Annotated in this window: 16 protein-coding genes; 7 read left to right on the top strand and 9 right to left on the bottom strand. The window is 71.9% G+C overall.

Going from position 1 to position 13905, the window contains the following annotated elements:
• Positions 1 to 108 precede the first annotated feature (108 nt).
• From VGN18_RS03650 to VGN18_RS03640, 3 genes are read left to right on the top strand one after another with little or no spacing between them, the layout of a single operon-like run.
• Positions 109 to 1347 (top strand): alkane 1-monooxygenase, encoded by a 1239-nt coding sequence (locus tag VGN18_RS03650; protein WP_327538278.1) that lies wholly within the window; start codon positions 109 to 111, stop codon positions 1345 to 1347.
• Between the two features lie 13 nt (positions 1348 to 1360).
• Positions 1361 to 1543 carry a rubredoxin gene (locus VGN18_RS03645; protein WP_327538277.1) on the top strand — a complete coding sequence of 61 codons (183 nt, stop codon included), beginning with the start codon at positions 1361 to 1363 and terminating at the stop codon, positions 1541 to 1543.
• 4 nt (positions 1544 to 1547) lie between these two features.
• Complete coding sequence (locus VGN18_RS03640; protein ID WP_327538276.1) at positions 1548 to 2144, top strand: TetR/AcrR family transcriptional regulator; 597 nt, start codon at positions 1548 to 1550, stop codon at positions 2142 to 2144.
• A gap of 3 nt (positions 2145 to 2147) precedes the next feature.
• On the opposite strand, the gene VGN18_RS03635 is transcribed toward VGN18_RS03640, so the two are convergent.
• The 6 genes from VGN18_RS03635 to VGN18_RS03610 form a co-directional block, all read right to left on the bottom strand.
• Positions 2148 to 2798: a zf-HC2 domain-containing protein gene (locus VGN18_RS03635; RefSeq protein ID WP_327538275.1), complete on the bottom strand. Its 651-nt coding sequence runs from the start codon at positions 2796 to 2798 to the stop codon at positions 2148 to 2150.
• Positions 2795 to 3304, bottom strand: coding sequence for a sigma-70 family RNA polymerase sigma factor (locus tag VGN18_RS03630; protein WP_349259826.1), 510 nt, complete (start codon positions 3302 to 3304; stop codon positions 2795 to 2797). The genes VGN18_RS03635 and VGN18_RS03630 overlap by 4 nt, the downstream gene beginning before the upstream one ends.
• A 260-nt stretch (positions 3305 to 3564) precedes the next feature.
• Positions 3565 to 4341: a proteasome subunit alpha gene (gene prcA / locus VGN18_RS03625; RefSeq protein ID WP_327538273.1), complete on the bottom strand. Its 777-nt coding sequence runs from the start codon at positions 4339 to 4341 to the stop codon at positions 3565 to 3567.
• A gap of 12 nt (positions 4342 to 4353) precedes the next feature.
• Positions 4354 to 5157, bottom strand: a complete 804-nt coding sequence (prcB, locus tag VGN18_RS03620; RefSeq protein ID WP_414655015.1) for a proteasome subunit beta — start codon at positions 5155 to 5157, stop codon at positions 4354 to 4356.
• A gap of 112 nt (positions 5158 to 5269) precedes the next feature.
• On the bottom strand, positions 5270 to 5431 hold the full coding sequence (locus VGN18_RS03615) for a hypothetical protein (RefSeq protein WP_327538271.1): 162 nt from the start codon (positions 5429 to 5431) through the stop codon (positions 5270 to 5272).
• Positions 5432 to 5692: 261 nt separating this feature from the next.
• Positions 5693 to 5899: a ubiquitin-like protein Pup gene (locus tag VGN18_RS03610; protein ID WP_327538270.1), complete on the bottom strand. Its 207-nt coding sequence runs from the start codon at positions 5897 to 5899 to the stop codon at positions 5693 to 5695.
• A gap of 107 nt (positions 5900 to 6006) precedes the next feature.
• On the opposite strand from VGN18_RS03610, the gene VGN18_RS03605 reads away from it, so the two are divergent.
• Entirely contained in the window at positions 6007 to 6444 is a 438-nt protein-coding gene (locus VGN18_RS03605; RefSeq protein ID WP_327538269.1) for a VOC family protein, read from the top strand.
• Positions 6444 to 7190, top strand: a complete 747-nt coding sequence (locus tag VGN18_RS03600) for a class I SAM-dependent methyltransferase (RefSeq protein WP_327538268.1) — start codon at positions 6444 to 6446, stop codon at positions 7188 to 7190. Before VGN18_RS03605 ends, VGN18_RS03600 begins: the two co-directional genes overlap by 1 nt.
• Here the strand turns inward: VGN18_RS03600 and VGN18_RS03595 are convergent.
• Together VGN18_RS03595 and VGN18_RS03590 are read right to left on the bottom strand one after the other, a co-directional pair.
• A complete protein-coding gene (locus VGN18_RS03595; RefSeq protein ID WP_327538267.1) occupies positions 7163 to 7648 on the bottom strand; it encodes a hypothetical protein in 486 nt (161 codons plus the stop codon). The genes VGN18_RS03600 and VGN18_RS03595 overlap by 28 nt on opposite strands.
• Before the next feature lie 38 nt (positions 7649 to 7686).
• The gene (locus VGN18_RS03590; protein WP_327538266.1) at positions 7687 to 9726 is read right to left on the bottom strand and encodes a hypothetical protein; all 2040 of its coding nucleotides are present in this window, start codon (positions 9724 to 9726) and stop codon (positions 7687 to 7689) included.
• Positions 9727 to 9887: 161 nt separating this feature from the next.
• On the opposite strand from VGN18_RS03590, the gene VGN18_RS03585 reads away from it, so the two are divergent.
• Positions 9888 to 11519: an alkaline phosphatase D family protein gene (locus VGN18_RS03585; protein WP_327538265.1), complete on the top strand. Its 1632-nt coding sequence runs from the start codon at positions 9888 to 9890 to the stop codon at positions 11517 to 11519.
• A gap of 39 nt (positions 11520 to 11558) precedes the next feature.
• Complete coding sequence (locus VGN18_RS03580; protein WP_327538264.1) at positions 11559 to 12494, top strand: NADP-dependent oxidoreductase; 936 nt, start codon at positions 11559 to 11561, stop codon at positions 12492 to 12494.
• 3 nt (positions 12495 to 12497) lie between these two features.
• Here VGN18_RS03580 and VGN18_RS03575 read toward each other — a convergent pair whose 3' ends face one another.
• Complete coding sequence (locus VGN18_RS03575) at positions 12498 to 13901, bottom strand: VWA domain-containing protein (RefSeq protein WP_327538263.1); 1404 nt, start codon at positions 13899 to 13901, stop codon at positions 12498 to 12500.
• Positions 13902 to 13905 lie beyond the last annotated feature (4 nt).

Below are 13905 nucleotides of genomic sequence, written 5' to 3'. Positions count from 1 at the left end.
TCCCCGGCGGGGCGTCCCCTCTTGCGCACTGGCTTTACACGATGCATCCTCTTGTAAACCAACGGGACGCGACAGCGTCCTGTGTCAACTGACCTGAGGGTGGTGGGCATGACTGCTGCAGCGGAGCCGGGTCTGTCGAAGAGGCTGTCGGGGCGCGCCGTCGCTACCGGCGAGCGGCCGGACTGGCGCGACGGCAAGCGGTACCTGTGGATCCTCGGCACGGTGGTGCCGCTGTTCCTGTTCGTGGGCTGGGGGCTGGTGAACCTCACCGGCCTGGGCCTGTTCTGGTTCATGGGCCCGATCGTGCTGTACGTCGCGATCCCGCTGCTCGACGTCGTCATCGGCGACGACCGCAACAACGCCCCCGAGGAGGTCGTGGCCTGGCTCGACCAGGACCGCTACTACCGCTGGGTCACCTACCTGTTCCTGCCGTGCCAGTTCGCCGCGTTCTTCGCCGGCTTCTGGCTGATGACCCGCAACGGCGGGCTGCCGATCATCGACAAGATCGGCATCACCACCACCCTCGGCATGCTCAACGGCGTCGCGATCAACACCGCGCACGAGCTCGGCCACAAGAAGGAACACCTCGAGCGCTGGTTCGCCAAGATCGCGCTCGCCCCGTGCGGCTACGGCCACTTCTTCATGGAGCACAACCGCGGTCACCACGTGCGGGTCGCGACGCCGGACGACCCGGCCTCGAGCCGGCTCGGCGAGACGTTCTGGGGCTTCTGGCCGCGCACCGTCGCCGGCAGCGTCCGCAACGGCTGGGCGCTGGAGAAGACCCGCCTGCGCCGCATGAACCGCCGCACCTGGACGCTGCGCAACGACGTCCTCAACGCCTGGGCCATGACGGCCGTCCTGTGGGCCGCGGCCCTGGTGCTGTTCGGGGTCGGGATCCTGCCGTACCTGATCGCCCAGGCGGTTCTCGCGTTCAGCCTGCTCGAGGCGGTCAACTACCTCGAGCACTACGGGCTCGTGCGCCAGCAGCTGCCCAACGGGCGCTACGAGCGGGTGACGCCGCGGCACAGCTGGAACAACAACCACGTCACGACGAACCTGTTCCTGTACCACCTGCAGCGGCACAGCGACCACCACGCGAACCCGACGCGGCGCTACCAGGCCCTGCGCCACTTCGAGGAGTCGCCGCAGCTGCCGGCCGGTTACGCCGCGATGATCCTGCTCGCCTACGTGCCCCCGCTGTGGCGCCGGGTGATGGACAAGCGGGTGCTCGCGCACTACGACGGTGACGTCACGCTGGCCAACATCCACCCGCCCAAGCGCGCGAAGGTGCTGGCCCGCTACGGCGCGTCGACCGGCAGCGTCGGCGCCGATGCGACCGCGGCCTGACACGATCAGCGCCGTGGCGAGATACAAGTGTGAGGTCTGTGAGTACGTCTACGACGAGGCCACCGGCGAACCCCGCGAGGGGTTCCCGGCCGGCACGCCGTGGTCGGCCGTCCCCGACGACTGGGCCTGCCCCGACTGCGGCGTCCGCGAGAAGGTCGACTTCGTCGCGGAGCCGGGTGACGGCGGCGCATCCTGAGGACGTGAGTCCTCCGGAGCGCGTGCCCTACCCCGCCGCCGCGCGCACGCTGCTGCGCGACACGATCATCACCGCGGTCGACGACCTCGTCCGCAGCCGTGGGTGGGCCGCGACAACGATGTCGCACGTCGCCGCCGCCGCGGGCGTGAGCCGGCAGACGCTGTACAACGAGTTCGGCTCGCGCCCCGCGCTCGTCGAGGAATACGTCCGGCGCGAGATCGAGACGCTGATGACGGCGGTGTCCGACGCCGTGCGGGCCAACGCCGACGACGCGCACCGGGCGCTGCGCACCGCGTTCGAGCTGTTCCTCCAACTCGCCTCGGACGAGCCGGTCATCCAGATCATCGTGGCCGACGCCGACGCCGGCGAACTGATGCGGCTGCTGACCGGGCTCGGTCAGTCGCTCGCCGGCGACACCGTCGCCCGGCTCATCCCCGAGGTCTGGCCCCAGGTGAGCGCCGCCGACGCGCGGCTGCTCGCCGAGACCCTGGTGCGCCTCGCGATCAGCCACTCGCTGCTGCCGACCGGCGACGCCGGCGAGGTCGCCGACGGGGTCAGCCGCATGTTCGCCGCGTTCGTCGATCAGATCCTGGGCGGCTGACGGTCACACGGTGAGCCTCAGGATCGGCGTCCCGTCGGGCAGCGTCACCTGCACCTCGGCGATGCGGTCGGGGCGCACCGACGTGCCGCCGGTGAAGTCGGTCGCGCCCTCGGGGGTCAGCCACCAGCTACCGGCGTCGTGCTTCGCGTTGGCCTTGTCGACCACCACCAGGTCGTACGGCATCGACACCGCGACACCCTCGTCGTAGTAGCAGTGCAGATCGATCTGGGTGCCCCACTTGCGTCCGAGCAGGGTGGCGGTGGCGTGCACCGGGCTGGTGCGCACGGCGGTCATCTCCCGCGCCACCGGCTTCGGTGCGCTGCCGGACGGCCAGACGACGATGACGAGCGCGACGAGGCAGGCCGCCGCCAGGCCGGCGAGTCCCGCGGTGAGCCGGCGGCGGCGCGATCGCTCCCGCGCGGCCTCGCGGAGCAGCCCGGGTAGCAGGGTGTCGGGCACCGGTCCCGGTTCGAGGTCGAAGCCGTCGGCCCGCACCGCGGCCATGAGCGCGACCGTCGGGCGCAGTTGCTCGACGCGGTCGCGGCAGTCCGGGCAGGCCGCGAGGTGCTCCTCGAAGGCGAGGCGGTCGTCGGGGTCGAGGGCGCCGAGCACGTAGACGGCGGCGTCGTGTTCGAACGGGTCGGGCGTGGTCACCGCGCACCCCCCATCTCGTCCAGCGCGAGCCGCAGCGCGCGCAGCGCGTAATGGGTGCGCGACTTGACGGTACCCGCGGGTATGCCCAGGGCCACCGCGGCCTCGGCGACCGACGAGCCGCGGAAGTAGCACTCGTGCAGCACCGCTCGGTGCTCGGCGGAGAGCGACAGCATCGCCGCGACGACGATGTGATGGTCGACGGCACGATCGGTGGCATCGGCAACGGGGCGCTCGGGCACCTCGTCGGTCACCCGCTCGCGCCGGGACCGGGCGGTGCGCCACTCGTCGATGACGATGCGCTTGGCCACGGTGAACAGCCACCCGCGGGCCGAGCCGGACGTCTGGGCGAGCACCTGCGGATTGCGCCAGGCCCGCAGCATCGTCTCCTGCACGACGTCCTGGGCGTGGGCGCGATCGCCGTTGGTCAGGCCGACCACATAGGCCCACAGGGCGTGGCCGTGCTGGTCGTGGAGCTCACGCAGGAGCGTGGCGTCGTCGGTGCGCACCGGCCTCCCGTCGCAGCTGCCGATCAGCGCTGTACTGGTCACGCTCTCTGTACGTGGTCGTAGAGGATCCGGTTCAGTGCGTCGGTCTGGTGAACCACAGTAGAGCGATCGACGAGGTATCCATACGTCCGCAGCAGCGGACTTCACGCGGCGGTTGAACGGATGGATCAGACTGCCCGGGCGTGTGGAGGTCTCCTCGGGGTGTCACCCGGTTCCGCTGGTTCAGGCCAGCGAGCGAGTCGTTCGCTCATCGTGATGACTCAGGCCGAGGGGGTCTCGCCGCCCTCGTGGGGCGGGGTGTCGGCCGGTGCCGGTTCGGCCGGCGCGGCCTCGGCCGGCGGCTCCGGGAGCAGCGCGTCGAGCGCGAGGCCGGTGATCCGCCGGAACTTGCGCTGGGCCCGGGTGCGGTCGAGCACGGCGACCTCGAGCTGGTTGGCGGGCACCGCGCGGGGTGACCCGTTCGGTCCGCCGGCCGTGCCCAGAGCGCCGACCGCCATCGCGAGCGCCTCGTCGAGCGGGGGACGCGAGGTGAAGCGGCTCTTCATCTCCGCCGTGAGCGACTCGGCCTGACCGCCCATCACGAGGAAGTCCGGCTCGGCGACGATCGTGCCGTCGTAGGAGAGCCGGTAGAGCTGATCGAGGTCGGCAGTGGCCCCGACCTCGGCCACGCAGATCTCGACCTCGTAGGGCTTCTGCTGCTCGGTGAAGATCGAGCCGAGCGTCTGCGCGTAGGCGTTGGCGAGCGCGCGGGCGGTGACGTCGCGGCGGTCGTAGGAGTACCCGCGCAGGTCGGCGAGCCGGATGCCGGCCACGCGGAGGTTCTCGTACTCGTTGTACTTGCCGACGGCGGCGAAGCCGATGCGGTCGTAGATCTCGCTGACCTTGTGCAGCGCGACGCTGGCGTTCTCGGCGACGAAGAGGACCCCGTCGGTGTAGGTCAGCACGACGACGCTGCGGCCGCGCGCGATGCCCTTGCGCGCGAACTCGGAGCGGTCGCGCATGATCTGCTCGGCCGAGGCGTAGAACGGCATGCTCATGCTGATGTCTCCCTACGCGCCCGGACGGGCTTGACGGTCGGTGAGGATGGCCCGCACGATGCCGTCGAGCTCCTCGTCGGGCACCCGCTCGCTGCCCGTCGCCGTGGCCAGCCGCACCACCGGGTAGATGCCGCGGGTGAGGTCGGGCCCGCCCGTCGCGGAGTCGTCGTCGGCGGCGTCGTAGAGCGATTCGACGACGACGCGGACGACCCCGGCGCGGTCGAGGGCCGGGCGCCACAGCTTCTTCAGCGCGCCCCGCGCGAACAGCGAGCCCGAGCCGACCGAGTGGTAGTGCTGCTCGGGGTAGCGGCCGCCGGTGACGTCGTAGCTGTAGATCTTGCCGGCGACGTCGGCACTGGGCGCGTCGAGGTCGAAGCCGGCGAACAGCGGCACGACGGCGAGACCCTGCATCGCCTCGGCGAGGTTGCCGCGCACCATCGTCGCGAGCCGGTTGGCCTTGCCGTCGAGGGTCAGCTGGGTGCCCTCGATCTTCTCGTAGTGCTCGAGCTCGACCTGGTAGAGCCGGACGATCTCGATGGCCAGCCCGGCGACGCCGGCGATGCCGACCAGCGTGTAGTCGTCGGCCGCGAAGACCTTCTCGATGTCGCGCTGGGCGATCAGGTTGCCCGCCGTCGCCCGCCGGTCACCGGCCATCGCCACGCCGCCGTCGTAGGTGGCGGCGACGATCGTGGTGCCGTGCGGCACGGCGGCGGAGGCGCCGAGACGACCCGGCAGCAGGTCGGGCGAGGCCGCCGCGAGGAAGTCGGAGAAGGAGGACGAGCCCGGGGAGGTCGCGTACCGCAGGATCCCGTGCACGCCGTCGGGGCCGGACTGATGGCCCGCTCGGTCGATGCTCAACGTCGCTCCTCGCTCGTGTGGTGGGCTGAGTGCCGACCCTACCCACGCGGCTCGCGAGGCCGCAGCGAGGTCACGCGACCCGCGGCTCGTCCGCCGGGCGCGGATCGGTGACGAAGGCGCCGCTGGAGACATCCGGGTCGCGGTTCAGGTAGGCGGCTGCGTGGTCGTGGTCGACGTGCCCGGCCGGCGCCCCGGCGCAGATCGCGCACAGGGCGCCCTGCTCGGCGAACATCGGTCGAGGTGTTCGGCGGTGATCCCGTAGCGGCGCCGCAGGGATCGTTCCGCGCTCCGCCATGACGATCAGAGGACGCTCTGGTCCGCGCGTTGTGGCACGGACGGCAATCGGGCATGGAGCTCGTCGCGGACCGTGCGGCACTCCCGGCAGTAGAACGACAGGCCGTCGCGGCGCCGGGCGTCCTGGGTGAAGTCGGCCGCCGGTTTCTCCAGGCGGCAGTGGGGACAGACCCTGGAGTCCACCGACTTTACGTTGTCTTCACTCCCCCCCTTTTTGGACGAACGCGCGAACGAAGTCCTCGGCATTCGTCTCGAGGACGTCGTCGATCTCGTCGAGGATCGCGTCGACGTCCTCGGTCAGCTTCTCGTGCCGCTCGGCGACATCGGTGCTGGACTCGACGGCCTCGTCGACCTCGGTGTCCTGGTTGCGCTGCGGCCGGTTCTGGCCGCTGTCATGGGTGGGCATCGCGGCCCCCTCTCTCACGTCGGACCTCACCCTAACTCGCGAGTACGACGATTTCCGGTGACGGCGCGGGAGATGCGATGTCGCAATCCGCGCCTACCCTCGCGGGCATGACCATTCCTGCCGCGATCAGTCTCGTGACGCTGGGTGTCGCCGATGTCGCCGCCGCCACGGCCTTCTACCAGTCCCTCGGTTTCGAGCTGTCGACGAATTCGGTCGAGGGCGAGGTGAGCTTCTTCAAGACCGCCGGCGGCCTGCTCGGCCTCTACGGCGCCGAGGACCTCCGGGTCGACGCGAACGCCGAGACCTCCGTACCGGCCGGCGCCTTCCGCGGCGTCACGCTGGCCGTCAACGTCGCGTCGGACGACGTGGTCGACGCGTCGCTCCAGGTCGCGGCGGCCGCCGGTGCCGCCATCGTCAAGCCGGCCCAGGCCACCGAGTGGGGCGGCTACCACGGGTACTTCGCCGACCCCGACGGTCATCTCTGGGAGGTCGCCCACAACCCGTTCTGGCCGATCGGTCCCGACGGCCGTCCGCAGCTGAGCTGATGGCCGCCCGCTACGACGTCCTGGGCCGCACCTACTCGGTCACGCGCCGGGCCGATCCGCGCATCGCCACCGCGATCGCCTCGGCACTCGGCGACGCCGGCACCGTCGTCAATGTCGGCGCGGGCACGGGTTCCTACGAGCCGCCGACCACGGTGCTCGCCGTCGAACCGAGCGCGGTCATGGTGGCCCAACGCCCGCCCGGCTCGGCCGCCGTCGTGCGGGGCGCGGCCGAGGCGCTCCCTCTCGCCGACGGTGCGGTCGACGCCGCCCTGGCCGTCTTCACCGTGCACCACTGGAGCGACCTCGCCCGCGGCCTGCGGGAGTTCACCCGCGTCGCCCGCAAGCGCGTCGTCGTCCTCACCTGGGATCCCGCGCGCATCGCCGACTACTGGCTGCTCACCGAGTACTTCCCCGAGATCGGTCGCGCCGACCGCTCGGCGGCGGTGCCGCTCCCCCGCCTGCTCGACCTGCTCCCCGGCGCGCGGGTCTCCCCCGTGCCGGTACCGCACGACTGCACCGACGGCTTCGGCGCCGCGTTCTGGCGGCGACCCGAGGCCTACCTCGACCCGGCCGTGCGCGCCGGCATGTCGATGTTCGCGCGCCACGCCGACCCGGCCGGGCTCGAGCCCGGCCTCGGCCGTCTCGCGGCCGACGTGCGAAGCCGCCGCTGGCACGACGAGCACAGAGCACTGCTCGACCTCGAGTCCTTCGACGTCGGCTACGTGCTCGTCACCGCCGAACTCTGAGCGAGTCGGCGGCGCAGCGCCGCCCGCAGCCGATCGTGCTGCGGCCCGAGCGCCGTCTGCGGGTCCCGCCACCGCTCGGGCGGGTAGAGCCAGACCGGCTTGCCCACGAGGTCGGCCGGCTCCCACTCGTACCGCGGCCAGACGTGGGTGTGCAGGAACGGGTCGGTGTTGCCCAGGATCTCTATGTTCACCCGCCGGAACGCCGGGTCGGCCGCGGCGCAGACGACCTCCACCGACTCGGCGAGCCGCTCCGCCGAATCCAGGTAGCGCAGGCGGGCCGGGCGGGGCAGATCGCTGAGCCGGGTGACGCCGGGGTCGTCGGTCAGCAGCACGCAGTAGCCCGGCAGCCACTGCACGTCGCCCATCACCGCGAAGGACTCGGGAAGGCGGGCGAGCACGGTCGGGTTCTCGCCCCGGAGGGCCGTGCCGATGCGGTCGGTGCGCCAGTCGTCCGCCATCCGCCCTGCCTACCACGGACGATCAGGCCGTCGACCTGTCAGACCCCCACCTTGGGCCCGGCCAGGGCGACGTGCGCCCGGGCGCGGATCGCGGCGATGTCGTCGTCGGTGAAGGGCCCGTTCACGCCCGAGATCGTCGCCAGCTTCATGCCGTGCTTCAGCCCGAGCCGGTAGATCTCCTTGACCCGCTCCCAGTCGATGTCGCGTCCGACGGTGAACTGCTCGTAGCGACCCTCGAGGGCGAGCACGACGGTCTCGGCGAGACAGGCGTAGGCCACGCCGGGCGGCAGGCCGATGTTCTTCATGTGGACGTCGCCGGGCAGTTCGATCTCGCCCGACTCGACGACGAGGACGTCGGGACGGCGCGCCACGTCCTCGGCCGAGAGGTCCAGAGGCCGGGCCACGTCGGTGATCACGCAGCCGGGCTTGACCGCCATGATGTCGAGCACCCGCGCGCCGGCGGCCGAGGTGGCCGTGACGATCAGGTCCATGGTCGCGACGTGGCGCCCCGGAGTCGCCGCGAGGTGCACCTTGGCCCGCGGCCGGTCCCGCTCGATGGCTTCCTTCAGGGCGAGCAGCTTGGCGCGTTCGGGCGACACGAGCCAGACCTCGTCGCTGGCCAGCGCGAGCAGACGGGCGCACACCGAGCCGATGGATCCGGTGGCCCCGACCACCATCGTCTTCCCGTGCATGGTGCCGTCGGGGCCGACCTCGACCAGGCCGAGCCGCTGCAGCGCCTCGTGGGCGGCCCACAGGGTCGCCGAGGCGCTGTAGCTGTTGCCGGTGGTGACCGGCAGCGAGGCCTGCTTGGCCACGGTCACACCCGCGTCGCCGACGACCTTGGTGAACGCGCCGAGGCCCATGATCTGGGCGCCCAGCCGGCGACTGATGTCGGCGGCCGCGAGCAGCCTCGAGTACGTGAACTCCGGACGGTGCGCGAGCAGCTGGCTCGGTGTCCCGCCGACGGCGATCAGCCAGCCCTCCGCCTCCGCACCCGTCGGTGACTTGATGCCGGTGATATGGGTGTAGGTGAAGGGCGGGGCGTAGGCCACGACCTTCTCGACCGCGTCCATGACGACGCCGGGCGCCACCTTCGAGATCGTGCGCAGCGGCTCCACGTTCGCGAAGTGCCCCTGCGACAGCGGGTGGATGACGAAGGCGAAGCGGCTCTTGCGTCGCGGACCGTTGGGCTGCCGCACCCGCGGCTCCAGGCCGGCCTTGACGATGGTCTCGAGCAGGTCGCCGGACGGCCCGGTCGTCTCGGTGAGCATCATCGCCTCGAGGACGGCCGGCTCGACGAGGAAGTCGAACGGTTGCGGCGTGGTCTCGAGCACCAGGTCGACCCCGCGGCCGGCCAGCTCGGCGAGCTCGTGGTCCGAGAGCGCTCCGGTGATGACCGCCTTCCCGCTGAGGTGTTCGATGCCCACGGCATCGAGCTCCGCGTAGGTCGCCACGATGACGTCGGCGTCGCGCGCGGCCCGGTGCACCGCGGCCGACGCGATCGGGCCGGGGGTGTGCAGTGCCGACTGCACGCGGCCGGGCAGGTGATGCGCCGGGCGCAGGGCAGCGGTCGCGACCTCGCCCAGCAGGGGTAGGGCCTCGAACTCGCCCAGCAGGTCGAGCAGGCGCGGGTCGGCCGGGGTGATGTTCGCGGTGAACTCCCGCAGGACCCTCGTCTCGACGTGGTGGCCGGGACCGCCGAGGACCGCGACGCGGGCGTTGTCGAAATAGCCCGGCATCGTCGACTGCAGGTGCCGGATCGCCCACTCCTGCAGCACCTCGCGCAGGGCCGTGCCGGTGGTGACGGGCACTCCCACGTCGGCCACCCCCAGACCGCCGGGGTCGAGGGCCTCGGCCCCGCCGGTCACCGCGATCGCCTGGGCGTGGGTCGCCCACTTCGTCGCCAGCTCCGCGGCCTCGTCGGCCCCGCCTCCCGTGCCCACCCGGACGAGGCGGAAGTCGTGCCCGAGGAAGGACACGTGGACGTCGTGGTCACGAACTGGATCCTGCAGGCTCACCTCGACGACGAGCGCCGGGCGGCGGCGGCGTTTCGGTGACGGATCGGACTTCGTCGGCATGCGCGTACTCGCCTGACTGGTAGCTGCGGTCGGGGAACTTCCGGTGTCATCTCGAGCCTCGGCCCGCGCGGGGACGGGCGGCAGAGGCCATCGACCCACGTCCCCGAGCAGGTGGGCCCGACTCCGACGCGAGAACCCTCCGATCGGGGTATAGGACCCCCATGACCCGTCTGCTCGTAGGCCCACTGCTGCGCCACGTCGGCACCACCGATGCCACCGTCTTCGTCGAGACCGACGAACCGTGCGACGTCGAGGTCCTCGGCTGCCGCGAATCCACCTGGACGGTCGCGGGCCACCACTACGCGCTCGTCGAGGTCACCGGACTGCAGCCCGGCACCAGCAACCCCTACGAGGTCCGCCTCGGCGGCGAGGTCGCCTGGCCGCCGATCGACTCGTCGCGGCCGGCGTCCCGCATCCGCACCCAGGGCCCGTCGACCGACGAGAAGGTGCGGCTGGCGTTCGGCTCGTGCCGTTACGGCCGCGCGGCGGTCAAGCTCGCGGACAAGCACTTCGACATCGACTCCCTCGTCGCCTACTCGCGTGACCTCGTGGCCCAGCCCGAGACCGACTGGCCGGACGCGATCCTGATGCTCGGCGACCAGGTCTACGCCGACGAGACGTCGGAGGCGACGCAGCGGCGCATCAAGGCCAAGCGCGACATCACCAAGGGCTCGAAGGACCAGGTCGCCGACTTCGAGGAATACACCTGGCTCTACCTCGAGTCGTGGACGGACCCGGACGTCCGCTGGCTGCTCTCCACCGTCCCGTCCTCGATGATCTTCGACGACCACGACGTGCGCGACGACTGGAACACCTCGCACGAGTGGCGCGAGGACATGAAGAGGACCTCGTGGTGGGAGGAACGCATCATCGGCGGCCTCTCCTCCTACTGGATCTACCAGCACCTCGGCAATCTCGGCCCCGCCGAGCTGCGCGAGAACAAGCTGTTCCAGGAGGTGCGCGCGAGCGGTCGGGACAACGAGCCGGCGCTGCGCGAGTTCGCCGCGCACGCCGACGCCGAGGCCGACGGCGCGAAGGGCACCCGCTGGTCGTTCCGGCGCGACTACGGCCGGGTGCGCCTGCTGATGATCGACTCCCGCTGCGGACGGATCCTGGCCGACCGGCAGCGCAGCATGATCGGCGAGGAGGAGTTCGACTGGATCCGGTCACAGGCCGACGGCCGGTACGACCACCTGCTCATCGGCACGTCGCTGCCCTGGTTGCTCGCCCGCTCGCTGCACGACATCGAGGCCTGGGACGAGGTGCTGGCCGACGGGCAACGCGGCGCCCGGCTCGCCCGCTTCGGCGAGTGGCTGCGCCGCGCCGGCGACCTCGAGCACTGGGCGTCGTTCCGCAAGTCGTTCGAGGGCCTCGGTGAACTCATCGCCGCGGTCGGCCGGCGCGACGACGGGCCCGCCTCGATCTGCGTGCTGTCGGGCGACGTCCACCACGCCTACGTCGCCGAGGCGTCCTTCCCCGAGCCGGTGCGATCGAAGGTCTACCAGCTCACCTGCTCACCGATCCACAACTACGTGCCACTGCTGATGAAACTGTTCTTCCGAGTGTTCTGGAGCCGCGCCGCGGCCGTCGTGGTCCGCGGCATCATGCGGGTGGCGGCGAAGACGCCGCGCACGAAGGTCGACTGGGACCGGCTGTCCGGACCCCACTTCGGCAACGAGCTCGCCGAGTTCATCGCGACCGGACGCCGCGCCGAGACGGTGCTCTGGAAGTCGGCCGCCCCGGACGACCCGGCGAACCTGCACGAGGTCGCGCGGCTGCAGCTGTCGGCCTGAGCGGGAATCAGCCGGGCGGCGCGGTGCGTTCGCTGCGGTATGACAACTTCCGTGCTGGCCACCGCGTTCGGTGGTCCTGAGGTCCTGTCCGCCGTCGAGAGCCCGACGCCCGAGCCCGGGGCGGGCGAGATCCGCATCGCGGTGCGCGCCGCCGGCGTGAACCCGATCGACCACAAGGCGTTCAGCGGGCTGATGGGCGCCGACCCGAGCGGGCTGCCCAAGCCCGTCGGTGCCGAGGTCGCCGGGGTGGTCACCGCCATCGGCGCGGGCGTCGACCGCGTCGCGGTCGGCGACGAGGTCATCGCCTACCCGGTCACCGGCGGCTACTCGACCGACGTCGTCACCGCGGCGGCGAACGCCGTCGCCAAGCCCGCCGCCATGAGCTGGGAGCAGGCCGGCGGTCTGCTGCTGACCGGCGCCACGGCCGTGCACGCGCTCACCGCGGCCGGCGTGAAGGAGGGCGAGACCGTCCTGATCCACGGCGCGTCCGGCGGCGTCGGGCTGCCTGCCGTCCAGCTCGCCCTCGGCCGGGGCGCGACCGTGATCGCGACCGCCGGCCCGACCAAGCACGACCTGCTGCGGCGCCTGGGCGCGATCCCGGTCGAGTACGGCGACGGGCTCGCCGATCGGGTGCGCGCGGCCGCACCGCAGGGCATCGACGCCGCCCTCGACCTGGTCGGCACCGACGAGGCGGTCGAGACCTCGCTCGAACTCGTTGCCGACCGGCGGCGCATCGTCACCATCGCCGCCTTCGGGCGCGCGCTGGACGACGGCATCACGCTCATCGGCGGCGGTCCCGGGGCCGACCCCGGCACCGAGATCCGCAGCGCCGCCCGGACCCAGCTCACCGAGGCCTTCGCGACCGGCCGGCTGGAGCTGTTCGTCGCCCGCACCTACCCGCTGGCCGAGGCCGCCGATGCCCTGCGCGACATCCAGAGCGGCCACACGACCGGCAAGATCGTCCTGATCCCGTAGCCCTCAGCGGTGCGGCGCGAGGTCGCGGACGAACTCGCCCAGCTGGGCCAGGTTGCGGCACTCGACCATCGGCACGACGCGGTCGTAGTCGCTCGCCCGCGAGTCGCCGGTGTCCCAGATGGCCTGCCGCTCGGGGTTGAGCCAGTAGGAGTGCTTCGCCCTCGCCGCGAGCGACTCCAGGGTGGGCAGCGCGAGATCGCCGTAGTTCGACCGCGCGTCGCCCAGGATGAGCAGCGACGTCTTCGGCCCGATGACGTCGGGGAACCGCTTGGCGAACAGGTCGAACGCGCGGCCGTAGTCGGTGCGCCCGAGCAGCCAGGTGACGTCGGCCTCGGACGCGAGCCGGGTGACCTGTTCGACGACGTCGCCGCCGGGTGGGAAGAACCGGGTGAGCTCGTCGAGCTCGTCGACGAAGCCGAAGGCGCGCACCCGCGTGAACTGCTCGCGCAGCGCGTAGACGAGCAGCAGCGTGAAGTGCGCGAACGAGGTCACCGAATCGCTGAGGTCGCACAGCACGACGAGGTCGGTCTTGTTCGGACGCTTCGGTCGGTAGTGGGTCTCCATCGGCACGCCGCCGGAGGACAGCGAGCTGCGCATCGTGCGGCGGAAGTCGAGCTGCCCGCGCCGACCGTGGTGCTGGTCGATCGTCAGGCGCGCCGCCAGCCGCCGAGCCAGCGGCTGGATCTCACGGCGCAGCGCCACGAGGTCGGTGCGGGTCGCGCCGAGGAACGACACCTTCTCGATGCTCGGACGCACGGCGGTGCGCGCGACCTTCTCCGGGTCGGTGAGCTCGGCCAGCCGCCGCCGCACGTCGGCCTCGACCCGCTGCTCGAAGCGGGCGATGCGGTCGTTGATCATCGTCCGGGCGCGGCGCTCGGCCAGCCCGCCGCGATCCTGACCGGTGAGCACCTGGTCGAGCAGGGTGGCCATCAGCGTCTGCGCCGACACCCGCTCCAGCACCGAGAGCCGCGACCACGACCGCTGCCCGGGCGCGCGACCCGGCACCGAACCGAACTGGGCAACGGCGTCACGGGCCAGGCCGTCGAGCATCGCCTCGTCGCCGTCGCGCAGGAATTCGGCGAGCGCCGCGCGGATGCGGTCCCGCGTCGGGTCCTCGAGCGGGCCGCGGTGGGCGGCGTCGGGATCGCGCGGCGGCGTCCCGGTGTCGCGGGCGGCGGCCACCGATTCCCCAGTCACCGGCGGGTAGAAGAGGTCGAAGACGGTGTCGAACGTCGGCCGGTGCAGCTGCCGCTTCACCAGCGTCGCGGCCAGCGCCGCGCGCAGGCCGTCGCGGTCGAGCAGGTTCACGGTGCCCATCGCCTGCGCGGCGTCGAGGCCCTCGGCGACCGACACCGTCAGGCCGGCCTCACGCAGCGCCGCGACGAACGCGACGTGCCGGTCGAGCATGGCC

Source organism: Jatrophihabitans sp. (assembly GCF_036000465.1).
Classification (GTDB): Bacteria; Actinomycetota; Actinomycetes; order Mycobacteriales; family Jatrophihabitantaceae; genus Jatrophihabitans.
Note: the sequence above shows the minus strand (reverse complement) of the source record. Positions and strands in the feature narration are given on the sequence as shown.

Bases quoted from the DNA above. Each gene is read 5' to 3' on its own strand.
- VGN18_RS03610 (WP_327538270.1), bottom strand. From the start codon at position 5,899: ATGCCCACCCATGACAGCGGCCAGAACCGGCCGCAGCGCAACCAGGAC.
- VGN18_RS03650 (WP_327538278.1), top strand. From the start codon at position 109: ATGACTGCTGCAGCGGAGCCGGGTCTGTCGAAGAGGCTGTCGGGGCGC.
- VGN18_RS03595 (WP_327538267.1), bottom strand. From the start codon at position 7,648: ATGGCGGACGACTGGCGCACCGACCGCATCGGCACGGCCCTCCGGGGC.
- VGN18_RS03585 (WP_327538265.1), top strand. From the start codon at position 9,888: ATGACCCGTCTGCTCGTAGGCCCACTGCTGCGCCACGTCGGCACCACC.
- VGN18_RS03575 (WP_327538263.1), bottom strand. From the start codon at position 13,901: ATGCTCGACCGGCACGTCGCGTTCGTCGCGGCGCTGCGTGAGGCCGGC.
- VGN18_RS03615 (WP_327538271.1), bottom strand. From the start codon at position 5,431: ATGTTCGCCGAGCAGGGCGCCCTGTGCGCGATCTGCGCCGGGGCGCCG.
- VGN18_RS03605 (WP_327538269.1), top strand. From the start codon at position 6,007: ATGACCATTCCTGCCGCGATCAGTCTCGTGACGCTGGGTGTCGCCGAT.
- VGN18_RS03590 (WP_327538266.1), bottom strand. From the start codon at position 9,726: ATGCCGACGAAGTCCGATCCGTCACCGAAACGCCGCCGCCGCCCGGCG.
- VGN18_RS03600 (WP_327538268.1), top strand. From the start codon at position 6,444: ATGGCCGCCCGCTACGACGTCCTGGGCCGCACCTACTCGGTCACGCGC.
- VGN18_RS03580 (WP_327538264.1), top strand. From the start codon at position 11,559: ATGACAACTTCCGTGCTGGCCACCGCGTTCGGTGGTCCTGAGGTCCTG.
- prcA (WP_327538273.1), bottom strand. From the start codon at position 4,341: ATGAGCATGCCGTTCTACGCCTCGGCCGAGCAGATCATGCGCGACCGC.